Genomic DNA, 23,832 nt, shown 5'->3' with positions numbered 1-23,832 from the left:
TTACGCTGCGACATTGAAATAATGGGGCCTGGCGACTAAAGTCGCGGCTGGAGGCTTCGCCACAAAGCCCGCCTGCGCGGGCTAAAACGAAGCGCCCGCCGATTTGTTAGTCCCCGGCGGGTACGGTCTCTTGCGCGGCAGCGGGCTTCGTTGGTGTTTCGTTGCCAGCGTCAGCGCGCGGCTGCAACCAGGACATCATTCCGCGCAGTTCTTTGCCCACCTGTTCGATTTGATGTTCACGGGCAGCGCGGCGCATCGCGTTGAAGGCTGGTCGGCCAGCCTGGTTCTCCAGAATCCAGCGGGTGGCAAAGGAGCCATCTTGAATATCCTTGAGCAAGCCTTGCATGGTGGCGCGCACAGCATCGGTGATGATGCGTGGGCCAGCCGTGTAGTCGCCATACTCGGCTGTGTCACTGATCGAGTAGCGCATGTAGCTCATGCCGCCCTGGTACATCAGGTCGACAATCAGCTTCATCTCGTGCATACACTCGAAGTAAGCCAGTTCTGGCTGATAGCCTGCCGCGACCAATGTCTCGAAGCCCGCCTTGATGAGCGCGGTGACGCCGCCACAAAGCACAGCCTGCTCGCCGAAGAGATCGGTTTCCGTTTCCTCGGCGAAGGTAGTGCGCAGGACGCCCGCGCGGGTGCTGCCGAGCGCGTGTGCATAGCTGAGCGTCAGTTTTTCGGCTTCGCCGGTCACGTCCTGATGTACCGCCCAGAGGGCAGGGACACCCGCGCCTTCTTGATAGATGCGACGCATCATATGACCTGGGCTTTTGGGCGCGACCATTGCGACATCAATGGTCTTTGGGGGAATGACCTGGCTGTAGTGGATGGCAAAGCCATGCGCGAACATGAGCAGCTTGCCAGGAGCCAGCCCCGGCGCGACATCGCGTTCGTAGACCTGACGATGATGTTGATCGGGGATGAGCATCATAATTACATCCGCCCCGGCGGCGGCAGCCTCGACGCTGCGAACGGTCAGCCCGTCCCGCTCGGCTTTTGCGCGGCTGGGGCTGCCTTCGTAGAGGCCAACGATAACCTCACAGCCGCTGTCGCGCAGGTTCAGGGAATGGGCATGGCCCTGGCTGCCATAGCCGATGATGGCAACACGTTTGTTTCTGATGGCCTGGGGATCGGTGTCGGCGTTGTAATACATCTTTGCCATGAGAAATGCTCCTTCTTTTGAGTTTCCGCTTATGATTCCTCTTGAGTTTCCTCTTGAGCCACAAGGCTATATCGCTACCTGGCCGGTTCGCGTCAGTTCACGAATGCCAAAGGGCTGCGCCAGCCCCAGCAGTTGTTCGATGGTATCAGGGGAGCCGCTCATCTCCAGGGTAAGCGAGCTATCGGCAATATCTACCACGCGCGCCCCGAATCGCTCAGCCAGCCCCATGACTTCGCGGCGGCTTTGCGGATCACAGGCCACGCGCATGAGAGCGAATTCGCGCAGCAGCACCTGTTCCTCTGTGCCGCTGGTTGGAATAACTGCTGCCCAGCGCACATCAACCAGCTTACGGAGATGTTCAATCGCGTGATCTGCCGCTGTTCGTGTTCCCTGAAGGGTGATGGTCAGCCGCGCCGTATCCGGCGCTTCCGTAGCGACCAGATTCACGGTGGAGAACGCTGGCCCCCGACGGCGCAGGGTACCCAGCACCCGCTCCAGCGCGTTGCCCCGGTCACGCATCAGCAGCACCAGCACATACTGTTCGCCAGTTGTTGGCGTCGCTGATGCGTATGTAAGTCTTGAATCGCTCATTGGCTGCCTCCTGTCGCTGGAGCTTGATGAATCATGTTGATATTGGCCTGGCCTGGAGCAACCATAGGGTAGACATTGGCTTCCTGCTCGATCACGAAATCAATCAGCACCGGGCCAGCGATGGACATAGCCCGCTCCACGGCGGAGGTCACATCGCTGGCGCGCAGCACCTGGAAGCCTGCGATGCCGTAGGCGTCGGCAAGCTTGACGTAATCCGGGCCGGTCAGGCGGGTTTCGGAGTAGTTGCGCTGATGAAAGAACTGCTGCCACTGGCGCACCATGCCCAGGTAGCCGTTGTTGAAGATTGCTACCTTGATGGGCAAACCCAGTTCGGCGATGGTCGCCAGTTCCTGAATGTTCATCTGGATGCCGCCGTCCCCGGCAACGACCCAGATCGGCTCGTCGGGTCGGCCCAGCGCGGCGCCCATCGCGGCAGGCAGCGCAAAGCCCATTGTTCCCAGGCCGCCGGAGGTGAGATGACTGTTCGGCTGGTCATAGCCATAGAAGCGCGCCGCCCACATCTGGTGCTGGCCCACATCCGTGACCAGCAGCGCCCGCCCCCGCGTGGCCTGCCGGATGGCAGCTAGAATCTCCTGCGGCTGTGGACAGGCGCGGGCGTCTGTCGAGTGAGGTGATGCGGGCGGCGTTTCACCGTTCTGTTCGGCCTCGCGGCTCCAACTCTGGATGGTCTTCATCCACTCATCATGCCGGGCAGGCGCTACTCGTGCTGTCAGCGCCTCAAGCGCGATGCGGGCATCGGCGACGATGGGAACGGCAGGCGTCAGCACTTTGCCCATTTCGGAAGGGTCAATGTCAATATGAATGACGCGGGCTTTGGGCGCAAACTGGCTGACGGCGCCTGTCACCCGGTCATCAAACCGCATGCCCACCGCCACAATGACATCTGAGGCGTGGATGGCGCGATTGACTTCGGCGCGCCCGTGCATGCCGGGCAGACCGATGCAGAGAGGGTGTGAATCGGGGAAGGCGCTGATGCCAAGCAGTGTAGTAATCACCGGAATGTCGGCGCGCTCGGCAAAGGCGCGCAGCGCGGCATACGCGCCGGAGAGGATGATGCCATGTCCGGCAAACAGCAGCGGGCGTTCTGCCGCGTCAATGATAGCTGCCGCCTGCGCCGCCGATTCGTCGAGGTTTGCGGTGAGCGTGGGACGCCAGGGGGGCGCTGGCCGATGCGCGGCGGGCGCAGCAGCGGTCGCCTGCTGTACATCCTTGGGAACGTCGATCAGGACCGGGCCGGGCCGCCCACTGCGGGCAATAGCAAACGCTTCGTGGACTGCATAGGCCAGTTCGTCAACAGACCTGACCAGAATGCTGTGCTTGGTGATAGGCTGGGTGACACCAATGACATCAGTCTCTTGAAAGGCATCAGTGCCGATGAAGCGCCGCGCCACCTGGCCGGTAATCGCTACTAGCGGTACAGAATCCATATAGGCGGTTGCCAGACCAGTAACCAGATTGGTCGCGCCTGGGCCGCTGGTGGCGACGCAGACGCCGACGCGCCCGGTTGCGCGGGCATAGCCATCGGCGGCATGGGCTGCGGCCTGCTCGTGGCGCACCAGTACGTGCCGCAGAGATGAGGAGGTGAGCGCGTCATAAAACGGCATGATTGCGCCGCCAGGATAGCCAAAAAGGACTTCCACCTCTTCTTGTTCGAGCGCCTCGCAAAGAATCCTGGCGCCGGTTTTCTGCTCTGTGTCTACATCCTGGCGTCCCTGAGCAGATGATTGAGGATGAGTGCTGCTGATAGATACGGCCATCGCTTTGCTCCTTTGGAAAATTGCTAAACGTCCCGGCGGTTCACGCAGGAGAACAAAAAACGGAGGGCAAAAAACAATGAGAGCTTCCCAGCTTGGGAAGCTCTCATTGTAAGAGAACCTTCTTTGGTGATGGGGTGAGCGGCTGCGCTCTCCCTAACCTCCCAGCGTCTCGCCTGTGTCAATCGGTGCTAGCCCCGCTCCGCCGCGAACCCGCGATCCGGCGGGGCCGGTAAGCACCAGGCTGCTAAGCGCCAGCGTGCGAAGCAGCACAAAGGCGCTAAGGCTAATCATTGACACGAAGATGACGGGAAGGACGGAAGCGGGCGCTGACGATGAGGAGAGGCTAGATGGAGCAAACGTGGAGACAGCAGCCCTATGATCTGCGAACAGTGCAGTCATAGCTGGCTCAGACTCAACACGCTGCATTACTTGCCTCCAGTGTCTGCGATACCATCGGGAAGCCAGAGAAGACTTCTGGCCCTTCGTTGACGATGAGTGTACCTGACACTTTGGAAATTGTCAACCCCGTTTTGCCTGTATTTTCGCTAAAATCTGTGAGAGCGAGCAGTTTTTATCCCCTTGAAAAAGGGGGATTATGCATGTTATACTCGCACTGTGGATTTCGGAGACGCAGTGTAGCTCTTCGTTCCCTGGGTGGGAATTGAAGGGCTTTTTTGTTGAGGTCATGCGCATGCGACTGTTTCGCCTGTCATGCGAGGAGGGAAAAATCCGCCGGTTCACCCCCGGCGGCATTACCCATTTGCCAGCACATCTGCTCGTGGCGCTCCTGGCGCATCCGATGCGCAGGGTTCGCGCGGCGCTCGCCTGTTCCATGATGGACAGGGAAAACAACGGATCGTGTTTGCAAAGGGAGAATGCCTATGTCTGCCCCATCTCGTATAAGCGTGTGCGTGCCTGCTACCAGCGCCAACCTTGGCCCAGGCTTCGATTGCCTGGGACTGGCTCTTGGCCTGTATACCTCGTTCGATGTTGAAATCCTCTCGGTAGCCACTCCGGCGAACTACCGACCGGCCATTGATATTACCTCTGCCTGGGGCGACGACCCGGCTGGCGCCTCGCTGCCTGGGGATGAAGATAACCTGTTCTACCAGGCGTTTACCGCGCAACTGGCTGCCCGAAATGTCCCTGTACCCGCCACCCGCATCCGTATGAGTATGGGCGTCCCGCCAGGGCGTGGCCTGGGGAGCAGCGCCGCCGCTGTGGTTGGTGGAGTGCTTGCAGCGGAGGCGCTGGCGGGGCATCTCTGTCCGGCGGCGCAGCGGCTGGACCTTCTCAGCGCGGCTGTGCAATTGGAGCATGGCGCGCATGCCGATAATGTAGCCGCTGCCCTGCTGGGCGGCCTGGTCGTCACCAGCAGAGAGCAGCAGCGTGACTCCTGGCGAGCCATCCGCGCGCCCATCCCTGCTGGATTACGCGCCGTCCTCTTTGTGCCTGCATTCTCAATGGATACGGTGGCTGGACGTAATTTGCTGCCTGATCGCTATAGCCGGGCCGATGCGGTCGAAAACGCCGGGCGCGTGGCCCTGCTGCTGGCCGGGCTGGCAACCGGCGATCTGGATGCGCTTGGCCCTGCCATGCAGGATTGCTTCCACGAGCCGTACCGCGCGCAGCTTTTCCCACAACTGCCCGATCTCCTGGCGGCAGCCCGCGCTGCGGGGGCCTATGGCGCGTGCCTTTCGGGTGGTGGCCCAACGATTCTGGCGCTGGCAAAAGAAAACGCCGGAGACGTGGCAGCGGCGCTGAAGCGGCGAGCCGAGGCGCTTCAGATCGAGGGTCGGGCGGTCATTGTCGAGCCTGAGCTAGAGGGAGCGAGGGTGAATGTCGGTCCGTTCGCAGCGCCAGCGCCAGCCCTTTCCTGCCCGGAGTGTGCGCGCTCGTTCTCGCTTGAACGGCAAGATTATCGCTGCGTCTGCGGCAATCCGCTGGATGTTACCCTGGGACATGCTGGCGCTGAGCGCGCTGGCGCTGCCTGGAAGCGTCTGTTTGATGAACGGCTTGGTTCCGTCGAGCCGTTGAATCGCAGTGGGGTCTGGCGCTTCCGTGAACTGCTGCTCCCGCTGCCAGAGGCGCAGCCGGTCACACGCCCGGAAGGCCAGACCAATCTGTATCCTGTCGGGCGCGCTCAGGCGCAGGGTGGGCATCGGCACATTGGCGACTTCGTGGGCCTGGACCGGTTCTGGCTCAAACACGAGGGCGAAAACCCAACCGGCTCGTTCAAAGATCGTGGCATGACGGTTGGGGTCAGCATCGCGCAGTGGCTGGGGGCAACGGCTGTCGCCTGCGCTTCCACCGGCAATACTTCGGCTTCGATGGCGGCCTACGCGGCGCAGGCTGGGCTGCGCGCCATTGTCTTGTTGCCAGAAGGGAAAGTGGCGCGTGGCAAGTTAAGCCAGGCCATCGCCTATGGCGCGGAAATCCAGCAGGTTGCCGGTGATTTTGACCAGGCCATGCGCGATGTCGAGCAGATGTGTCTGGAGCAGGGCGTCTATTTGCTCAATTCGCTCAATCCTTTTCGCATTCTCGGCCAGCAATCCCTGGCATTTGAGCTGGCGCAGCAGCTTTCCTGGGACGCGCCTGATTGGATCGTACTTCCGGCGGGCAACCTGGGCAACACGTCGGCCCTGGGAATGGGCTTGCTGCGCGCTTATCAGCTTGGGGTGATTGCCCGCGTTCCGCATATTGCCTCGGTGCAGGCGAGTGGGGCGAACCCATTCTACCAGAGCTACCGGGCGGGGTTTACCGCGCTTCAGCCGGTGAAGGCGGCCACCCTTGCCAGCGCGATCAACATCGGCGATCCGGTAAGTTTTGCGCGCGCCAGGACTGTTATCCAGGCAACCAATGGGGTGGTGGCGCAGGTAACTGACCAGGAGATGCTTCGCGCGAAAGCGGTCATTGATCGCGCGGGTATTGGCTGCGAACCGGCGTCGGCGGTGTCGGTTGCAGGCGCGCGTCGGCTTGTTGCTGAAGGGATCATCTCCCCTGAAGCCACTGTTGTTGCCATTCTCACCGGGAATCTGCTCAAAGATCCCGCGTCGATCACTCTGGCACAAGAGGCAGCGGGGGAGGCGTCGTTATGCTGGTGATGAAATTTGGCGGCACCTCGGTTGGCTCTGGCGAGCGCATCTTGCATGTGTCCCGCATTGTCCTTGCGCATCGAGACCAGCAGCCGGTTGTCGTCACTTCGGCTATGTCGGGCGTGACTGACGCCCTGCTGGAGCTAGCTCGTTCAGCAGCCCTGGGCGATGCCGCCGCCTGTGAAAACCAGCTTGCCGCGCTGATCAATCGCCATGAGGATGCTGCCAGGGACATCAGCCCTGAAGCCGACTGGACAAAGCTCAACCAGCGACTTGAAGTGCTGAGCGCGATGGCTGCGGATGCTCTGGCGAAGCGGGATGGATCAACTGCCGCCAGCGATGCGCTGGTCTCGTGGGGCGAACGGCTGGCGGCGCCTCTGGTGGCCGGGGCGCTGGGCGCGCTGGGCCAGTCGGCGCTGGCCTGGGATGATCCGATCATTGCAACCGACGAACATGCTGCGCCGCTGACCGAGGCGACCCGCAGCCTTGCTGAAAAAACGCTCGCGCTGGCAGGCGGCGGGCTGCTGGTGGCGCCGGGCTTTATTGCGCGTATGCCTGATGGGCGCATCACTACGCTGGGGCGCGGCGGCTCGGATTACTCGGCCACGCTGCTGGCCGCCGCGCTGCGCGCAGATGCCTGCTGGATCTATACCGATGTGGATGGACTCTTGAGCGCCGACCCGCGCATAGTTGAGCGGGCACGAATCCTGCCAGTCGTCTCGCCACAAACGGCAGGGCGGCTCTCGTATTCCGGCGCGAAAGTGCTGCATCCCCTGTCGGTGGCCCCGGTGGCGCGCCAGGGCATTCCTATGCGGGTGCGCAACACGTTTCGCCCCGACCATCCGGGTACGCTGATTACCGCGCACAGCAGAGCGCAGCGCGGCGCGTCCCAGGCGGTTACAGGTCGGCGCGGCCTCGCTGCCATTGCGCTTATTGGCGATGGTTTGCCGGAGACGCCCCATATGTTCAGGAGGATGTACCAGGCTATGACCAGGGCGGGCATTGAGAGTGTTCTTTCGGCATATCCTGGCGCGGGGTATGACCCGCAGGTCTTTGTCAACGCGGCCCAGGCTGCTGCGGCGCTGGAGCAACTGGCGCGGGAATATGCCAGTGAGCGCGCCCAGGGGCAGATCAGCAGTATCAGCATCCAGCAGGGTCTGGCGCTGTGCACGCTGATTGGTGAGGAACTGGGCATCGCTGCGCTGGCGCAGGCCCAGCAGGCGCTGGCTGCCGAAGCGGTGATGCCGCTGGCGCAGACGCTCGGCCCGTCGGCGCTGAGTTTTGTGCTGTACGAGCGCGACCTTGAGCGGGCTATCCGCAGCATTCATCGTGAGGTTATCGAGCCAACGTGGCATGAGCCTGCTGTGACTGTCTCATGCGGCTCTGTCGGCCACGCGCCGGACGATGAAGAACCTGAGCGGCGTTTTGCGGCATCGCATTCATGATCGCATCGCGTTCGTGATAAAAGAGAATGGAGTACCAGATGTCTCGCACAGCCCGCATCCCTGTCGCTGTTCTTGGCGCGACGGGGATGGTCGGCCAGCGTTTCCTATCTTTGCTCGCCGATCATCCCTGGTTCGAGGTCGCGGTTGTGGCAGTCTCAGAGCGCAGCCTGAATCAACGCTATGGTGATGTCGTGAACTGGAGGCTGCCATCAGCGCCGCCGACTGAGATTCTCGATCTACCAGTAGTCGCGCCGGATGCCCTGTTGAACGCTCCGGTGGTATTTTCCGCGCTGCCAGCGTCTGTGGCTGATGCTGTCGAGCCGCTGCTGGCCGCGCGCGGCCACGTCGTTTTTAGCAATGCGAGCAGCCACCGCATGGCCGACGATACGCCCTTGCTGATTCCTGAAGTGAACGGCGATCACCTTGCGTTGCTGGCAGCCCAGCAGGCCAGGCGGGAGTGGCCCGGCTTGCTGATCACGAATCCAAACTGTTCAACCATCCAGATCGCGCTGGCGCTGAAACCGCTGGCCGATGCATTTGGCGTCCGGCGCGTCCAGGTGACGACGCTTCAGGCTATCTCAGGCGCGGGCTATCCGGGTGTTGCCAGTTATGATATGCTGGACAACGTTGTGCCATATATCGGACAGGAAGAAGAGAAGATCGAGCGCGAAACCAGGAAAATCCTGGGCGTCTATCAGGATGGTGAGATTGCCCCTGCGCCAATGACCGTGAGCGCCCAATGCACGCGCGTGGCGGTGCGCGAGGGCCATCTGGCCTGCGTCTCGGTGGAACTCGCGCAGGAGGAAATCAGCGCCGCTGACCTTATCGCTGCCTGGCGGACATTTCGCCCGGAACCGCAGGAGCGGCGGCTGCCCAGCGCGCCGCATCCGCCTATCGTGGTGCGCGAGGAGCCGGACCGTCCGCAGCCGCTTTATGACCGCGATGCTGGCGGGGGAATGGCGATTACGATTGGTCGCGTGCGCCCCTGCCCGATCCTGGGTCAGAAGTTTATTGTTCTGGGCCACAACACGATTCGCGGCGCTGCCGGGGCAGCAGTGCTGAACGCAGAACTGCTGCTGGCGCGTGGCTGGCTGGGCGATGATGGACGCCCGGCCAGCCAACGCTAAGGACGCCTCACACACCCTCCGCACGAGCAGGGGCGGGGGTGTAGCGCCGTCCTTCCAGGCGGCAGGGGTGGGGCCAACCGTCGGTTGTGTGAGGCATTCTAAGGGCGACATGACGATAGTTGAGAAAGAGGAAATCGTATGATGGAAGTTGAACGCGCAGAAGCGTCGCTGCGTATCGCCTTCCAGGGTGAGCGCGGCGCGTATGGCGAGGAAGCGGTGGTCGCCTATTTTGGGGCGCGCGTGATTCCTGTGCCCAAAAAGAGCTTTGCTGAGGCTGTCGGCGCGGTAGTGTCAGGGGAAACCAATGCCGGGCTGCTGCCGATTGAAAACTCGCAGGCCGGAAGCATCAACGAGGTCTATGATCTGCTGCGCAGCAGCCATCTGTTTGTGACTGGTGAGATCTGCCGACCTATCAACCATTGCCTGCTTTGTTTGCCTGGGCAGACGCTGCGCCAGATCAAACGGGTTCTCTCGCATCCGCAGGCGCTGGCGCAGTGCGACGCCTATCTGCGCGGGCTGGACGTTGAAGTTGTGGCGGCGTATGATACGGCAGGCAGCGCCAAACTGATCCGCGAGCAAGCGATGGAGGGCGTCGCGGCGGTTGCCAGCGCCCGCGCCGCTGATCTCTATCAGCTTGAGGTTCTGGCGAACGGTATTCAGACCATCCAGAATAACTACACTCGCTTCATTGTACTGGAGCGCCAGCCAGGTGAAGCGCCAGGCGGCCAGGCAAAAACGATGCTGATGCTGGCAACGGCGCATAAGCCGGGCGCGCTGCATCAGGCGCTGGGCGAATTTGCCGCGCGCGACATTAACCTGCTCAAGCTGGAGTCCCGGCCATCGCGCGAGCAACCCTGGGAATACGTATTCTACCTGGACATCGAGGGTTCGCTCCATCAGACATCAGTTGCTCAGGCGCTGGCTGCGCTGAAGGATAAGACGACCTTTGTCCAGGTTTTAGGAACGTTTCCACGCGATCCGGCATGCTGAACCTATGTAATTACATGCGGCGGGATTACTTGCCAGAGGAGCAGCGCCCAGATACTTGCTTCGGGAGCAGATCGTTATGCTGAGCCTATCCCTTCCTTCCCATGATCCGCTGGGGGTGTTACGCTCTACTTTGCCTGTTGTGCAGAACGCCCGGCAGGTGCGCCTGGATAGAGAGCGTATCGAGGCGCTTGCCGCCAGATGGGCGCAGGAAGGCTGGCGCAAAGCAGCATGGGATGCCACGCTGCATTTTTATGATGGCACAGAGCGCACGCTCAACTGGATGCTGCTGGTGGATGCCATGAACTTCTGTTTCTGGGGCGAGGCCGGTCAGCCGCGCTGGGCAGTAGAGTATCGCGGCCAGACCTATAACGGCTATCTTGCTGAAGCCGCCAGCCTGACGCGCGCGCTTGACAAGGGCTATCCGCTCTGGGATGCGGCTTATCTGGCCGAAATGAGCGAGGCAGACCTCCGACAGATCTTCCGCCCGGCGTCCAGCACGCCTGAAATCCCACTGTTTGGCGAGCGCCTCGCCAACGCCCGCGAGGTGGGTCGGGTTCTACTGGCGCAGTACAACGGCCAGTTTGCTCGCGCGGTGGAGGCGGCTGGCGGCAATGCTGTGGCGCTGGTCCGGCGGATCGTTCAGGATTTTCCGTCATTTAACGATGTTGCCTCTTATAGCGGCGCTGAAGTGCGCTTTTATAAACGCGCCCAGCTTTGTGTGGCCGATATACACGGTACTTTTGCTGGCAAGCAATGGGGCGCCCTGAGCGACTTAGATCACCTGACGGTGTTTGCCGATTATAAAGTACCGCAGGTGCTTCGGCGCGAGGGCGTTCTGGCCTACAGTCCTGATCTGGCGGCGCGCGTTGATCGCCTGGAGCCATTGCCAGCGAGCAGCCCCGCAGAGGTGGAGATTCGGGCGGCGACCATCTGGGCGGGCGAGTTATTATGCCGCGCCCTCAGCGAGCGCGGCATCCCTGCGCTCGCCAGCGAGATTGACTATTACCTCTGGACGCTGGGCCAGACGCTCTCTCCGACTGACCTCCCCTATCATCGCACGCGCACCATCTATTACTGAGCAAGAGCAGGGTATGAGTTGAGAACGGTTTCGGGCCTCCTCAGTCATAGAAGGCTTCTTTCTGTTGCGGTTCTACCAAATCTGAGGTGTTGGCAAGCGAGGCGTGTTACTGGGAGCGCCGCCTCCCTTCGGGAAGGGCTTCGCCAGAGCCGCTTGACCGCGCTGGGCGCGGCCATTCTCGCTCGGCTGCGCCTCGCTCGCGCGTCTCTGCCGCTTGCCTCGGCTATGCCTCGGCATGCTCGCTCCCGTTGGTCGCTCGCGCGTCCCTTCTTGGCGGCCAGCGTTGGCCTGCTGGTCCGCTGGCCTAGAGGGTGAACGCTCGCCAGGGCGCAGCAGTGGCCGCCTGGAAGGCGGCGCTACCAGTGACCCTCGATAATTGGTGGAACCTTCTGTTGCAGAAACCTTGACAGGAGCGGCCCTGGCATGGTATCCTTGTATGGCACGCGATAGTGTATGGGTGGTTAGCTCAGTCGGGAGAGCGCTTCGTTCACACCGAAGAGGTCGTTGGTTCGAGCCCAATACCACCCACCATCTCTCTAGAGCTTAATGCGCCCGCCAGGGTGGTGTTCTTCTCAAGAAGCCTTTCTGTTATGCCCGAACTTCCTGAAGTCGAATATGTTGCCCGCCAGCTTCGCCAGACACTGATTGGCCGTGCCATCAGCAATGTGCGCGTCAACTGGCCGCGCACCATCGCCCATCCCGACACACAGACCTTCTGTGCCGATCTTCCCGGCGCGCGGGTGTTGGGCATTGATCGGCGCGGCAAATATCTGCTGATCGCTCTCAGCGGCGAGCACACCCTGCTGGTCCACCGACGCATGACGGGAAACCTGCTGCTTTTTCCAGCCGCAGCGAGTGATGGTTCCTGGGAAGATGTGGCTGACCCCTATGGCCGCGTCGTTTTCCTGCTGGATGATGGGCGTCGCCTGGTGTTTACCGATCCGCGCAAGTTTGGGCGCATCGCGCTCTATCCGAACAGTGAACTCGCCAGCGCGCTCAATGCCCTGGGACTGGAGCCGCTCAGCGAAGCGTTTACGCCAGCGGCGCTGGCCGCGCTGCTGGCTGGACGTAGCCGCCAGATGAAGCCGCTGCTGCTCGACCAGACCTGTATCGCGGGCATCGGCAATATCTACGCAGATGAAGCGCTTTTCCGCGCTGGCATCCATCCCTTGCGCCGCGCCGAGACCCTGACCCCGGAAGAAATCGGACGATTGTACGCCGCCATCCGCGTGGTGCTGGAACTGGGCATTGAGCATGGCGGCACGACCTTTGGCCGCCATCAAGACATCTGGGGCGAGGCCGGACGCAATCGCGCTCACCTGGAGGTCTATCAGCGCGCGGGCGAGCCTTGCCTGCGCTGTGGCGCCACGCTGGCGCGCATCGTCGTGGCCCAGCGCAGCGCCCATTTCTGCCCCGCGTGCCAGCCGAATCCTGACGCTCATGCGCTCCCCTTGAACCTCACGCCAGCAGAGGGACGACGCACGCGTGAACCATCGCTAAGGCGAGCAAGCGTGAAAGGGCGATAAAAAGCGAGGAGCTTTTCCAAAAACTCCTCGCCTTCTAGCCAATATTTCCTATGCCCATCGGGTCTTGTGAGGTTTAGTCCTCGCTGGCTGGGGAACGTGTTTAGTTATTGCCTCCCCCACCCCCACCCCCTGGCTTTGGGGTGGGCGTTGGAGACCCTGCCAGCGGTGTGAAAAACGCTGCGCGCGGCTGCTGGTAGGTCTTTCCATGATAGGATACAGTAACTTCCACCAGGATTGGCGTCTGTGCTTGAAGCCCCGTGAAACTGATGGGAAAAGCGGCCCAGCCATCCTGAGTTGTTTGTTGTGTGCCCCCCTGGCTGTTGAGTTGAGACACAGGCGCCCCGCTGTAGAAGGTGAAATCGAGGCTAACCGAGGCCCCGCCGACTCCTCTAGGCGGTCCCCCGTTGACGCTGATATGGAAGATCACATAGATCGTGATACTATCGTTCACCTTTGGCGACTGGTTACTGGCGAAGGCGACAATGGTCTGAGGGGGGGCTGTGGGTGTTGGTGTCAGGTTTGCCGCAGGCGTATGCAGCGCAATCGTGGGCTGGCTGCTGCCGGAGTTATTCGCCAGCGACGGGGTACAGGCTGAAAGAAGCGCTGCTACCAGAACCGCCAGCGCCAGCAGAAAAGCACGCTGTTTCATAGAGCGATGTTTTGATACCTCCAGTACATTGCTCGGCCCGCATCCTGCAAATCCAGCGGTAGGTGGGCCACTTCTCTGTATTATACCCAAGCGGCTCAGCTAAATCAATTGTAGCCCGCTTGCAAAAATAAAACGTTGTTCAGGAGCTAGCCGTTCATAAACTAGCACATCGGGTGATCGGCGCTTTTTGGGTAATGCCTGCTGCCCTGTTTGCCAAATTGTGTTCGGTGTGCTATATTGAGGTTGGTTGTATGGAAACATGATGTTCCTGCCAATACCATTGTGCCATTTGGGAAGGTATCATGCGATGAGCGAGAGCGCAGATCGTGAGAGATTGGGACAGGTCTTGCATCACATAGACAACGAGCTGCGTGTGCTGGCTCAGCTTGCCGATGGTGAAGGCATGCAGCGCCCCCAGGCTGGCCTGGCCCACCCAACACTCTCGCATGATGCCCAGAGTCAGTCCATCGAGGGAACCACTCTGGATTTTGGCCGTGAACGACGCAAAGGCATCCCGGAGGTCATTCTCGGCGAAAACAAGACCGATACGCAGATTCTTTCTATCGCGCATGCGTTCATTCGGGCAAATGGTCGCGCCCTGATCAGCAGGATGCCGCCCGATTTGTTCGGACGATTGTATGATGAGTTTGCGGATTGCCATATCATCCTTCGGGAACCTGCCCGCGCGGCAGCGATCTATCGCCAGGGCAGTTCCCCTCCAAAGACTGGAGGTCGGGTGGGACTCATCAGCGCCGGAACCTCTGATGTTCCCGTTGCTGAAGAAGCTCGCCTGATGGCCGAAGCTATGGGCTGTGTGGTCACACCGATCTATGATGTCGGGGTGGCCGGGTTGCACCGGCTGCTTCAGCCGCTTCGGGCTTTGCTGGCCGAAGGAGTGGACGCAGTTGTCGTGGCCGCGGGGATGGATGGAGCGCTGCCATCGGTTGTATCGGGTCTGGTTGATGTACCCGTGATCGGCCTGCCCACCTCGATTGGGTATGGCCTGGGAGGGAAGGGTGTTGCTGCCCTGCTCTCGATGTTACAGACCTGCGCTCCGGGTCTGACAGTGGTGAACATTGATAACGGCATCGGGGCTGGGGCCACGGCAGCCCTGATCGCCAATCGTGTCGCTCAGGCGCGTCAAACGCGCCAGCACGCAGCGGGGTAATACCGCAAAGAGGGATCATGCGCGCTCTCGCGCATGTATCCTCTGAAGGGCATATGGCGCAGGAAAACGCCAGAAACCCCAACGGCTGGGGTTTTCAGCAGTAGGGCGGCATGATTCTTGCAGCTTGCTCCAGGCGCAGGCGACCCGGTAACGCCGATGTAGTGAAGAGTTCCCGTCATGCCGGGGGATGAGGGAACACGTAGTATGTATAGCTAAGCGTAGAGAGGCGGAGAGAGACATGCCTAACAGCAAACGGGGGCCAGAGCCTGGTTCCCAAAAAGCCAAACACGGTGGTCAAGCAGTACGCGAAAAATACGGTCCAGAGTTCTACTCGCGGATTGGCAAAAAGGGCGGCGAGGCGGTGAAGGAAAAGCGCGGGCCAGCATTCTATGCTGAGATTGGCAAAAAGGGCGGCGAGTCCACCAAGCGTCAGCAGGGACCGGAGTTCTACTCGCGGATTGGCAAAAAGGGCGGCGAGCGTGGCCGCACTGCGCCCAAGCAGTCGCAGTAGCCTATCTGGTTTTTAACCTCGTATTGTGACAGTGGGTGAGCAGAGCGTGTCTGACTCAGACATGCTCTGCTCACCCTTTTGAGCAAACGGAAGACCTGCTCGTGCGTTTCTTGTGCTGCTAGCTGCTGCCGGGGAGCGGCTCCTGGCTCCTGGCGGCTTTTCCACCGCTGGCAGAGAGGACCGGACTGTTACCTGGCTTCTCCTCTGCGCCGTTGGTTGCTTCGGGCGGCGCAAGGGGGGGCGCTGGTGTCTTGATTCCTGGCAGCTTCTGGAGCGTTTCTCGGTCGCTCCCTGTACGGGCCATGCCAGCCGCCACCAGCGTGACCCGAATGCGGTCCTTTATCTTGGGGTCCAGAACGGCTCCAAAGGTCATGTCGGCGTGTTCATCAACGGCCTCGCGGACCAGTTGAGCGATCTGTGTCACCTCAAAGAGGGTGAGGTCGGTTCCGCCAGTGATGTTGAGGAGGATGCGCTGCGCGCCCTGAATGGAGGCCCCCAACCACCCGCCTGCTATCGCCCTGGTGGCTGCTTCTTCTGCCCGATGTTCGCCGCGCCCATCGCCGATACTCATGAGCGCCAGGCCCGCCTGCTGCATCACGCTGCGTACATCGGCAAAATCTACGTTGACCAGCCCTGGAACGGTGATGATCTCGGTCATGCCCTGCACGCCCTGGCGTAATATATCGTCCGCCAGGTGAAAGGCGTCGGCCAGCGTGCGATTTTTGCCCACCACCTGCAACAGACGATCATTTGGCACAGTGACAAGGGCGTCCACAATGCCAGAAAGCGCCGCGATCCCGGCTTGCGCGATTTTTCGTCTATAGCTTCCCTCAAAAGAGAAGGGCAAGGTGACGGTCCCCACCACCAGCGCCCCCAACTCGCGCGCTATGCTCGCCACAATCGGGCTGGCGCCGGTTCCGGTGCCGCCGCCCATCCCTGCCGCCAGGAAGACCAGATCGGCGCCGCTCAAGGCTTCTTTCAATTGCTGGCGGCTGGCTTCTGCGGCCTCTGCCCCGATGGCGGGGTCGCCGCCTGCCCCCAGTCCAAGGGTGAGCGTTTCGCCCAGGCAAAGCTGCTCTGGCGCCTGTGAAAACGCGAGCGCCTGCGCATCGGTGTTGAGAGCCAGGAACCGCGCGCCGCGAAGCTGCGCGTCGATCATGCGGTTGATGGCATTATTGCCCGCGCCGCCAACGCCAACGACGATAATTTGCGCTGGCTCCGGGGCGAAGAGCGCCTGCTCCTCCAGTTGGACAACGCGGGCGTGTCCCTGTCGTCGGTGTGTTCTGGTCGCTGGCTGTATACTCATCAGGATTCGCCCCTCACTCTCTTTTAAGAAGGGAGAACAGCCCCCAGGAAAGAATCGGTCAACATCCGCTTAAAAAAACGAGGGCGCACTGGCACGGACGAACCGGCCAGTGCGCACCACACAACCCAGGCGCTCCCGGAGGGATTCGAACCCCCGACACCTGGTTCCGAAGACCAGTGCTCTGATCCACTGAGCTACGGGAGCGAATACAGGTTTGCAGGAGCCGCTCATCATCGCCCTGCCTCCTGTTCAGTGGACAGCGTATCACCTGGCGTGCGGGGCGTCAAGACCCCAGGCCCGTTTTTTCCGCTAAACTGTCTGCACAAACTCGCGTGGCGTGGCTTGAAACCGCTCGCGCAGAAACGCGCGTCCGAACGCTGTAAAATAGAGGGCCGCGCAGGTTGCCCGGCTCCAGGCGCCCGTGCGCAAGAGCCGCGCTTCGCCCCAGATCGGATAGCGCCAATCGCGCACCAGCATCACTGCCCGAATACCGCTCGTAAGCACTACAGAGGTAACGATGGTGAGCAGTTGCGCCAGCGCCCCCTGCGGTAGATGCAGGATGGGCGGAGGCATCTGTTGGAACAAGAGAAAGCGCAGGAACAACGCGGCCAGGGCTGCTGGAAGAAGCAACTGCGCCAACAAAAACCCACGTCCTGGTTCGCGCACATAGGTGGTTGCTATGCCAAGGGGGCCGATGCTCCAGCAGATCATGATGCGCCGCCGCGCCAGCCCCAGCAGCAGATAGGCCGCCTCATGCAGCGCGATCCAGAAGACGAGAGACCAGCATAACTGGAGGGCATGTACCTGCAAACCGATCACGCTTCTTCCTCGCTTTCGCTGCTCTTTAGTCGAATCGTTCGCGCCAGGCGGCGGCGCCAATCAGCGGGACAAAGACGCACGTTCCCAGCGTGCGCTGCTCAATGCCCTGTCCCCGCTTGAGCAGCAGAAGCAAATCCTGCTGCTCCGGGCTGCCCACCGGGGCAACCAATCGGCCATTAAGACCTAACTGCTGTAACAACGGCTCTGGGATCACTGGCGCGGCGGCAGTCACCAGGATCGCGTCGTAAGGCGCGGCGGGCGGCCAGCCCAGTGTTCCATCGCCTATATGGGCTTGAACGTTGGTATAACCGAGCGTCACCAGAAGCCTGGCCGCGCGTTCAGCCAGCCTGGGCCAGCGTTCGACGGTGACGACTGAGCGAGCGCACTTCGCCAGGATGGCCGCCTGATAGCCCGATCCTGTGCCAATCTCCAGAACGTGTTCTGCGCCGGTCAACTCCAGCGCCTGGGTCATCATCGCCACCATCAGCGGCTGCGAGATGCTCTGGCCCTGCTCAATTGGCAGCGCGATATTCTCAAACGCCTGCGCGCGCAACGGCGGGGCGACAAATTGCTCGCGTGGCACATCTCTGATTGCTTGCAGAACACGCTCGTCATGTACCCCTGCCTGGCGCAGCGTGGCGAGCAACGCCGCGCGGCGCTCGATAAGACTATCAGGAGGGTCGGTCTGACCCGCAACCGTGTGTGTCATAGGGCATTCCCCAGGGAGCCATCTGCCCTTGCGCAGCCTCAGCCGCAATTTGCGTGCCGTCTTCACGCAAGCCTGCGATCTTGCCAGGAATCTTGTGGCGCCTTCTCTTTTTCTAGTGTAGAACCCAAACTGTTCCTCGTCAAGCGGGGCGTCTGGCGCTCCCCTATCGAGGGTTGCGCAACAAGGCAGAGGGACTGGCCTGAAGGTGCGAGGCCAGTCCCTCTGTCGCTGCTTCCTGGTGGCTTGCGCGGTTACTCAACGCTTCCAAAGCGCTTGATCTCCTCAAGCTCTTCTGGCGAGAGGGCGCGTGGAACCACCCCACGCGCAACCTTTTCGCTCTGGACGTGGCGGCGGATGCCCTCGACGACCTCCGGGTTCGCCAGCGTCGTTACGTCGCCCACATCGGCGAAGTTGCTGCTGGCGGCCAGAATCCTGCGCATGATCTTGCCAGAGCGGGTCTTGGGCATATCCGGGACGATCCAGATATGCCGGGGTCTCGCAATCGGCCCGATCTCTGTCTCAACCGCTTTGGACACCTTCGACTCAAGCTCCGCGTTCGCTGTGATTCCCGGCTTCAGGGAAACATAGACCTCAACCACCCTGCCGCGGACCTCGTCCACCAGCGGCACTGCGGCGGCCTCGGCCACCTCGTCAACGGTCAGGCAAGCGGATTCGATCTCTTTGGTTCCCAGTCGGTGTCCGGCCACATTGATTACATCATCAACCCGGCCCAGGATGCGGAAGTAGCCGTCGGCTGCCAGTAGCGCGCCGTCACCCGCGAAGTAGGGCCAGTCATGCCAGTCTTTACTGTCTTTGTTCCGGCAATACTTGGCATAGTAGGTCTGGATATATCGCTCCGGCTGGCCCCAGACCGTCTGGAAGGCGCCCGGCCAGGGGTTGCGAATGCAAATGTTGCCAGCCCGTCCACTTCCGGCTGGCACCTCGTCGCCGTTTTCGTCGTAGATCACCGGGTAGACACCAAGGACGCCCGGACCTGCGCTGCCGGGCTTCATCGCCCCCACCCCAGGCAGGGTGCTGCACAGGAAGCCGCCGGTCTCGGTCTGCCACCAGGTATCAACGATGACGGCTTCGCGCTTGCCGACGACATTGTAATACCAGCGCCAGACATCCGGCTCAATCGGCTCGCCCACGGTGGTCATGTGCTTGAAATGGTAGTTGTATTTCGCCGGTTCGTCGGGTCCGACCTTGCGCAGCATGCGCACCGATGTTGGCGAGGTGTGGAAGATGGTCACGCCAAGTTTCTCGGCGATGCGCCAGGGTCGGCCAGCGTCGGGATAGGTCGGTACCCCTTCATACATCACACTCGTTGTCCCCAGCGCCAACGGGCCGTAGACAATGTAGGAGTGTCCGGTGATCCAGCCGATGTCGGCGAAGCACCAGTAGGTGTCGTCGGGGTGAATATCCTGGTAGAACTTCGACGTGCCGGTGACATAAGAGAGGTAGCCGCCAGTGCTGTGCTGCGCACCCTTGGGTTTGCCGGTGGAGCCGCTGGTGTACATGAGGAACAGCGGCGCTTCGGCGGGCATGGAAACCGGCTCGACGATGCGCCTGCGGTAGTCCTTCAATACCTCGTCAACAAAGAAGTCCCGACCCTCGACCATTGGATTATTTGAGGCATACTGACCTGGATGACGCCGCCAGATCAGCACTTTATCCACTTTGGCTCCCTGTTCCTCGGCCACTTTCACGGCCTCGTCGGCCTTGACCCGGTGGTCAATCAAGGTTCCACTGCGGTAGTAGCCGTCCATCGTTATCAGGACGTGGCTGCCTGAGTCGGCAATGCGGCCACCGCAGGCCGCGCCGCTGAATCCACCAAACACCTGAGAATGGATGACGCCCAGGCGCGCGCAGGCCAGCATGGTAACGGGCAGCTCAGGAACCATCGGCAGGTGGAGTGTCACGCGGTCCCCTGTCTTGAGGCCGCAGAAGTCGCGCAGCAGCGCGGCGAACTCGTTGACCCGGATGTAGAGTTCCCGATAGGTGATCGCCAGGGTATCATCCTCTTCCAGTTCAGGCACCCAGATGAGCGCGGCCTTATTGGGGGTGGTTTTCATGTGGCGATCAACACAGTTGTAACAAGCGTTGAGCCGCCCACCGACGAACCACTTCCAGAACGGCGGATTGCTGGTGTCCAGTGTCGTATGCCAATAGTGGTCCCAGGTGAGCAGGTCTGCGTATTCCTTGAAGCACTCAGGGAAGTTCTTTTCGCTGAACCGTTCATAGATGCTTGGATCGCTGGCATTGGCCTGCCCAATAAACTTGGGAGAGGGTGGATAGTACTCCTCTTCCCGCCAGTGAACGGCGATCTCTGCTTCGGAGACTGCTACTCCCACTTCTTCTTTTGCCATTGCTTGATCACCCCTTGTGGTTACGATAATTTCCTCTCGCGCAAGAGACACAGCTTCCCTGGCGGTAAGGCGCCTCCATAGCTTAGCCAGGGCTAGAGGAGTTTTCATAGCGTTGAAATCTCCTTGCCATACTACTTCGGAGCGTGGAGCGTGCAGTATCTCTCCTGTAGCCCATCGCCCACTACTTCGTATTGAGCGCGCTGGTGGATTGGGGCTTCCTGCCTGGCGCTCATAAAAGAGCCGGAACAGGGGGCAGCGGCTCTTGGTGTCTTAGCCTGGTTGGCTCATCGCTGAAATGCGAGTGGTTTGAGCCTGTCCCCTGTCCCGTATTCAGTCGCTCTATCCCTTGAAAAATCTGGTGTGTTGGCTAGCCGCCGATTGGTCCAAGTGGCAGGTTAATCTTCCCACCGGACGCAGCCTTCAGGACGCCAGCAAGGCCCACGTAGTAGGCTGCTATAGCTGTTGCGATGCCGACGTAGCCAGCAATGGGCGAAGCATCCGCCGGATTAGCCGGGGGATTGAACTCGCCAATCGTCAGCAGCAGGTAGGTAAGGAACAGCAGAGCGAAGACTGCTACCAGGCCCCAGTTCAGCCTGAGCGCGCCAAGGAGGAAGAGTCCGGTCACAATGGTCCATGACAACAGGTACCAGGCTACATCGTTACCCTTCGGCGCGGAACCGGCGGCGTTGAAGAGTATCCAGAAGGAAATCCAGAATGCGCCATAGGAGGAGAACGCAACACCGCCAAAGGTATTGCCGTTCTTGAACTCCCACATGCCAGCCAGCAACTGGGCTATGCCGCCATAAGCAAAGGCCAGACCCAGCGCGCCGCCAGCATCAACTCCAGTAAAGTGAGAGTTTGCGGCGCTCAGGACGAGGGTGGTCGTGGCAAATCCAAAGAGTCCGAGGGGCGCCGGGTCGGCTACTGCCGTTGTTGTTTTGGTTTCGGTTGCTTGAGCCATCGAAGCCTCTCCTAACTACGGAACTGGGAAGCGCCATATTGCTTCCCTTTGAGCTAATGAACGATGGTCTAACCAGAACCATCTGGGAGACGAAAAAGAAGTCCAGAAAAAACAGGCACAGCTACAGCCGCTGTGCTGGCAGGCTGAGGAGTGGGCATACGGCATGCTGCTGGAAAAGCTCCAGCGGGCGAGGTGTGCTGTTGGGAACAGCACAGACGTGTCCCCGTGCCAGTTGCTCAGCCGCCCGAATGTCTCTCACCCCCTTTCCAGCAGGCTTCCCTTCATCCTCACCACATTCCGTTAAGCAAGATGGAACATCCTTATGGATGGGTCAGGGTCGCTATTCAAGGGTGATGATCTATAGGCATGTAGCTCGCACAGAGAGGAGATAAACCGCGAGCAAAGAGGTAGAAGCAGTTTAGAACGCTTTTTGCTATTTTACAAAGACGTAGTTTAGATGACTGCCTTGAACATAGCGTATACTAGCTGAAGCGAAAAGTCAAGAGGTTTGGCAATTTTCTTTCTTAATACGATACTTCATACGATACATCTGCTTCCCCATTTCCTGGCACAAAGGAGCAAAAGCCATTCCATGTCAATCAATCAGGCGCCGACTTCTCATCAGGGCCAACCACCCTTAGCCTCGCTTCAGGCCATTATCTGGGATCTGGATGGGGTCATTGTTGATAGCAGTGAGCAGCATCGTCTCTCCTGGCAGCGGCTGGCTGCCGAAACAGGCGTTGTATTTACCGATGAAGATTTCTGGAAGACCTTTGGCAGAAGCAACGCGGCGATCATCCCACTGTTCTGGGGATCGCAGCTTTCGGCGGAACAGATGGATGCCCTGGCGGCTCGCAAAGAGGTGTACTTTCGGGAACTGCTGAAAGGGAATCTGCGCGCCCTGCCTGGGGCGCTGGAATTAATGCAGGCAGCGCACGCGGCTGGTCTCAGGCAGAGCCTGGCATCTTCCGCGCCGATGGAGAATATCGCTGTGATGAGCGAGGAGCTTGGCCTGCGTCGCTGGCTGAATGCAATGGTGTCGGGGGATCGACTTCCGCGCGGCAAACCGGCCCCGGATATATTCTTGCTGGCGGCAGAGCGCCTGGACGTTGCTCCGGCGCGTTGTGTGGTCATCGAGGATGCCCCTGCCGGGGTGGCTGCGGCGTCGGCTGCTGGAATGCGCTGCCTGGCCGTCACCAACAGCCATCCGGCGGCATTGCTTGCGGCGGCTGACCGGGTTGTTGATTCGCTGGAGCGCGTCCATCTGGTGGACCTGGAAACGCTGATGGCGGGCCATTCCGCAGCCTCGAACGCATAGCGCAGAAAGAGCTGGCTGCACAGGCAGGAGGAACTCATGATTGGTCGTTTCGATCACGCGGTAATCGCGGTGCGCGATCTGGCTGAGGCGCAGCGGCGCTATCAGGCGCTTGGCTTCGCGGTCAGCCCCGGCGGGCGTCATACCGGGCGCGGCACACAGAATGCCATCATTCGCTTTGGCCTGGACTACCTTGAGTTAATCGCCATTTATGATGAGACAGAGCTTGTCGGACGCGGCCTGAACGGGCAGGCGCTGGCTGAGTTTCTGGCAAAACAAGAAGGTGGCCTGATAGGCTACGCGCTCGCTACCGCCGATATTGCGCAGGATGCTGAGCGCCTGGGGCGCACCGGCCTGGCGGCTGAAGGCCCCTTTGCGATGGAGCGCATGCGCCCGGATGGCCGTCGGCTCTCCTGGCGGCTGCTGGTCCCTGGGAGCGTACCCTGGCGTCGGCCCTGGCCCTTTCTGATTCAATGGGATGCGCCCGATGCCGAGCGGCTTGTGTGGGAAGAGCCAGGTGTTCACCCCAACGGCGCAGCGGGCGTGGCGGGGATCAGTCTGGTGGTCCGCGACCTGGAGCGCGCGATTGATCTCTACCAGCATCAGCTTGGGCTGGAGTTCGCTCACCAGAACGAGGCGCTGAGCCTGGGGGCGCGCCGCGCCAGTTTCCGGCTGGGGGCGTTTACGATTGATCTGCTGGAGCCGACTGGAGCAGGATTGGCGCAGCAGACATTGGAAGCAGTAGGCGAGGGGCCGTTTGAGTTGACGCTGACCAGCAGGAGTCTCGACCAGACGCGCGAGGCGTTGGCTCAAGGCGGCTTGAGCGCAGAGCAGCCCCAGGCCGACTCAACGGGGGTATTGCTGCCTCTGCGCGAGACCTTTGGCGCGCGTTTGTGGCTGAAATCGTGAAGCAGGCTCTCAGAGAGGAGCTTTGTAAGGACGAAGATATGAAGACATATGGTGAAAATTATGCCCGATCTGCGCTGCCCCGCGCTTCAGCACTGGGGTCACTTGACTCTAACCGGCAAATGCCTGATAGGTGGTTTGGATGAGCGCGGGTGGTGAATTTGCTGAAAGGCTATTCCTCTCATGCGCTGCGCCAAGAGTTCCCCATCCTGAAGCGGCGGCGGCCTTCCCTGTGGACCAACAGCTACTTTTGCAGTACGGTTGGCGGGGTGACGCTGGACACCTTGAAGCGCTACGTTGAGAGCCAGAAGGGACGCTAGG

Annotated in this window: 20 protein-coding genes, 2 tRNA genes and 1 pseudogene; 12 read left to right on the top strand and 11 right to left on the bottom strand. The window is 60.8% G+C overall.

What is annotated here, in order from left to right; translation table 11 throughout:
- Positions 1–106: 106 nt before the first annotated feature.
- From ilvC to VH599_08915, 4 genes are all read right to left on the bottom strand, one after another.
- Positions 107–1,168: a ketol-acid reductoisomerase gene (gene ilvC / locus VH599_08930; GenBank protein HEY7348421.1), complete on the bottom strand. Its 1,062-nt coding sequence runs from the start codon at positions 1,166–1,168 to the stop codon at positions 107–109.
- Positions 1,169–1,234: 66 nt separating this feature from the next.
- Positions 1,235–1,759 carry an acetolactate synthase small subunit gene (ilvN, locus tag VH599_08925; GenBank protein HEY7348420.1) on the bottom strand — a complete coding sequence of 175 codons (525 nt, stop codon included), beginning with the start codon at positions 1,757–1,759 and terminating at the stop codon, positions 1,235–1,237.
- Positions 1,756–3,537 carry a biosynthetic-type acetolactate synthase large subunit gene (gene ilvB / locus VH599_08920; GenBank protein HEY7348419.1) on the bottom strand — a complete coding sequence of 594 codons (1,782 nt, stop codon included), beginning with the start codon at positions 3,535–3,537 and terminating at the stop codon, positions 1,756–1,758. Before ilvB ends, ilvN begins: the two co-directional genes overlap by 4 nt.
- Positions 3,538–3,690: 153 nt before the next feature.
- Complete coding sequence (locus tag VH599_08915; GenBank protein ID HEY7348418.1) at positions 3,691–3,963, bottom strand: hypothetical protein; 273 nt, start codon at positions 3,961–3,963, stop codon at positions 3,691–3,693.
- Between the two features lie 455 nt (positions 3,964–4,418).
- Here VH599_08915 and thrC point away from each other — a divergent pair, with 455 nt between their 5' ends.
- The 7 genes from thrC to mutM all read left to right on the top strand — a co-directional run bounded on the left by thrC (position 4,419) and on the right by mutM (position 12,798).
- The gene (gene thrC / locus VH599_08910) at positions 4,419–6,641 is read left to right on the top strand and encodes a threonine synthase (GenBank protein ID HEY7348417.1); all 2,223 of its coding nucleotides are present in this window, start codon (positions 4,419–4,421) and stop codon (positions 6,639–6,641) included.
- Entirely contained in the window at positions 6,632–8,077 is a 1,446-nt protein-coding gene (locus VH599_08905) for an aspartate kinase (protein ID HEY7348416.1), read from the top strand. Before thrC ends, VH599_08905 begins: the two co-directional genes overlap by 10 nt.
- 38 nt (positions 8,078–8,115) lie before the next feature.
- A complete protein-coding gene (asd, locus tag VH599_08900) occupies positions 8,116–9,204 on the top strand; it encodes an aspartate-semialdehyde dehydrogenase (GenBank protein HEY7348415.1) in 1,089 nt (362 codons plus the stop codon).
- Positions 9,205–9,342: 138 nt separating this feature from the next.
- Positions 9,343–10,194 carry a prephenate dehydratase gene (gene pheA / locus VH599_08895; GenBank protein ID HEY7348414.1) on the top strand — a complete coding sequence of 284 codons (852 nt, stop codon included), beginning with the start codon at positions 9,343–9,345 and terminating at the stop codon, positions 10,192–10,194.
- Between the two features lie 76 nt (positions 10,195–10,270).
- A complete protein-coding gene (locus VH599_08890; GenBank protein HEY7348413.1) occupies positions 10,271–11,272 on the top strand; it encodes a queuosine salvage family protein in 1,002 nt (333 codons plus the stop codon).
- Between the two features lie 455 nt (positions 11,273–11,727).
- Positions 11,728–11,803, top strand: a tRNA-Val gene (locus tag VH599_08885).
- Positions 11,804–11,862: 59 nt separating this feature from the next.
- Entirely contained in the window at positions 11,863–12,798 is a 936-nt protein-coding gene (gene mutM, locus VH599_08880; GenBank protein HEY7348412.1) for a DNA-formamidopyrimidine glycosylase, read from the top strand.
- Between the two features lie 100 nt (positions 12,799–12,898).
- Here the strand turns inward: mutM and VH599_08875 are convergent, their stop codons facing one another.
- Positions 12,899–13,447 carry a hypothetical protein gene (locus VH599_08875; protein HEY7348411.1) on the bottom strand — a complete coding sequence of 183 codons (549 nt, stop codon included), beginning with the start codon at positions 13,445–13,447 and terminating at the stop codon, positions 12,899–12,901.
- Between the two features lie 307 nt (positions 13,448–13,754).
- On the opposite strand from VH599_08875, the gene larB reads away from it, so the two are divergent.
- Together larB and VH599_08865 are read left to right on the top strand one after the other, a co-directional pair.
- Entirely contained in the window at positions 13,755–14,615 is an 861-nt protein-coding gene (gene larB / locus VH599_08870) for a nickel pincer cofactor biosynthesis protein LarB (GenBank protein ID HEY7348410.1), read from the top strand.
- A 238-nt stretch (positions 14,616–14,853) separates the two neighbouring features.
- Positions 14,854–15,126 (top strand): hypothetical protein, encoded by a 273-nt coding sequence (locus VH599_08865; protein ID HEY7348409.1) that lies wholly within the window; start codon positions 14,854–14,856, stop codon positions 15,124–15,126.
- A gap of 118 nt (positions 15,127–15,244) precedes the next feature.
- Here the strand turns inward: VH599_08865 and ftsZ are convergent, their stop codons facing one another.
- From ftsZ to VH599_08835, 6 genes are all read right to left on the bottom strand, one after another.
- Positions 15,245–16,432 carry a cell division protein FtsZ gene (gene ftsZ / locus VH599_08860; protein HEY7348408.1) on the bottom strand — a complete coding sequence of 396 codons (1,188 nt, stop codon included), beginning with the start codon at positions 16,430–16,432 and terminating at the stop codon, positions 15,245–15,247.
- A 130-nt stretch (positions 16,433–16,562) separates the two neighbouring features.
- Positions 16,563–16,636 (bottom strand) — tRNA-Arg (locus tag VH599_08855).
- Between the two features lie 105 nt (positions 16,637–16,741).
- Entirely contained in the window at positions 16,742–17,251 is a 510-nt protein-coding gene (locus VH599_08850) for a hypothetical protein (GenBank protein ID HEY7348407.1), read from the bottom strand.
- A gap of 25 nt (positions 17,252–17,276) precedes the next feature.
- Positions 17,277–17,960: a protein-L-isoaspartate(D-aspartate) O-methyltransferase gene (locus VH599_08845; GenBank protein ID HEY7348406.1), complete on the bottom strand. Its 684-nt coding sequence runs from the start codon at positions 17,958–17,960 to the stop codon at positions 17,277–17,279.
- Between the two features lie 251 nt (positions 17,961–18,211).
- Positions 18,212–20,329, bottom strand: coding sequence for an acetate--CoA ligase (gene acs, locus VH599_08840; protein ID HEY7348405.1), 2,118 nt, complete (start codon positions 20,327–20,329; stop codon positions 18,212–18,214).
- A gap of 367 nt (positions 20,330–20,696) precedes the next feature.
- The gene (locus VH599_08835; GenBank protein ID HEY7348404.1) at positions 20,697–21,290 is read right to left on the bottom strand and encodes an acetate uptake transporter; all 594 of its coding nucleotides are present in this window, start codon (positions 21,288–21,290) and stop codon (positions 20,697–20,699) included.
- Between the two features lie 592 nt (positions 21,291–21,882).
- On the opposite strand from VH599_08835, the gene VH599_08830 reads away from it, so the two are divergent.
- From VH599_08830 to VH599_08820, 3 genes and pseudogenes are all read left to right on the top strand, one after another.
- The gene (locus VH599_08830; protein ID HEY7348403.1) at positions 21,883–22,608 is read left to right on the top strand and encodes an HAD family phosphatase; all 726 of its coding nucleotides are present in this window, start codon (positions 21,883–21,885) and stop codon (positions 22,606–22,608) included.
- Between the two features lie 36 nt (positions 22,609–22,644).
- Entirely contained in the window at positions 22,645–23,514 is an 870-nt protein-coding gene (locus VH599_08825) for a VOC family protein (GenBank protein HEY7348402.1), read from the top strand.
- 134 nt (positions 23,515–23,648) lie between these two features.
- Positions 23,649–23,831: pseudogene (locus VH599_08820) on the top strand (transposase).
- Position 23,832: the final 1 nt, after the last annotated feature.

The organism is Ktedonobacterales bacterium, assembly GCA_036557285.1.
In the GTDB taxonomy this organism is placed as follows: domain Bacteria; phylum Chloroflexota; class Ktedonobacteria; order Ktedonobacterales; family DATBGS01; genus DATBHW01.
Note: the sequence above shows the minus strand (reverse complement) of the source record. Positions and strands in the feature narration are given on the sequence as shown.

Excerpts from the sequence above, each read along its gene's own strand:
- ilvC (HEY7348421.1), bottom strand. The coding sequence starts at position 1,168 with ATGGCAAAGATGTATTACAACGCCGACACCGATCCCCAGGCCATCAGA.
- ilvN (HEY7348420.1), bottom strand. The coding sequence starts at position 1,759 with ATGAGCGATTCAAGACTTACATACGCATCAGCGACGCCAACAACTGGC.
- ilvB (HEY7348419.1), bottom strand. The coding sequence starts at position 3,537 with ATGGCCGTATCTATCAGCAGCACTCATCCTCAATCATCTGCTCAGGGA.
- VH599_08915 (HEY7348418.1), bottom strand. The coding sequence starts at position 3,963 with ATGCAGCGTGTTGAGTCTGAGCCAGCTATGACTGCACTGTTCGCAGAT.
- thrC (HEY7348417.1), top strand. The coding sequence starts at position 4,419 with ATGTCTGCCCCATCTCGTATAAGCGTGTGCGTGCCTGCTACCAGCGCC.
- VH599_08905 (HEY7348416.1), top strand. The coding sequence starts at position 6,632 with ATGCTGGTGATGAAATTTGGCGGCACCTCGGTTGGCTCTGGCGAGCGC.
- asd (HEY7348415.1), top strand. The coding sequence starts at position 8,116 with ATGTCTCGCACAGCCCGCATCCCTGTCGCTGTTCTTGGCGCGACGGGG.
- pheA (HEY7348414.1), top strand. The coding sequence starts at position 9,343 with ATGATGGAAGTTGAACGCGCAGAAGCGTCGCTGCGTATCGCCTTCCAG.
- VH599_08890 (HEY7348413.1), top strand. The coding sequence starts at position 10,271 with ATGCTGAGCCTATCCCTTCCTTCCCATGATCCGCTGGGGGTGTTACGC.
- mutM (HEY7348412.1), top strand. The coding sequence starts at position 11,863 with ATGCCCGAACTTCCTGAAGTCGAATATGTTGCCCGCCAGCTTCGCCAG.
- VH599_08875 (HEY7348411.1), bottom strand. The coding sequence starts at position 13,447 with ATGAAACAGCGTGCTTTTCTGCTGGCGCTGGCGGTTCTGGTAGCAGCG.
- larB (HEY7348410.1), top strand. The coding sequence starts at position 13,755 with ATGAGCGAGAGCGCAGATCGTGAGAGATTGGGACAGGTCTTGCATCAC.
- VH599_08865 (HEY7348409.1), top strand. The coding sequence starts at position 14,854 with ATGCCTAACAGCAAACGGGGGCCAGAGCCTGGTTCCCAAAAAGCCAAA.
- ftsZ (HEY7348408.1), bottom strand. The coding sequence starts at position 16,432 with ATGAGTATACAGCCAGCGACCAGAACACACCGACGACAGGGACACGCC.
- VH599_08845 (HEY7348406.1), bottom strand. The coding sequence starts at position 17,960 with ATGACACACACGGTTGCGGGTCAGACCGACCCTCCTGATAGTCTTATC.
- acs (HEY7348405.1), bottom strand. The coding sequence starts at position 20,329 with ATGGCAAAAGAAGAAGTGGGAGTAGCAGTCTCCGAAGCAGAGATCGCC.
- VH599_08835 (HEY7348404.1), bottom strand. The coding sequence starts at position 21,290 with ATGGCTCAAGCAACCGAAACCAAAACAACAACGGCAGTAGCCGACCCG.
- VH599_08830 (HEY7348403.1), top strand. The coding sequence starts at position 21,883 with ATGTCAATCAATCAGGCGCCGACTTCTCATCAGGGCCAACCACCCTTA.
- VH599_08825 (HEY7348402.1), top strand. The coding sequence starts at position 22,645 with ATGATTGGTCGTTTCGATCACGCGGTAATCGCGGTGCGCGATCTGGCT.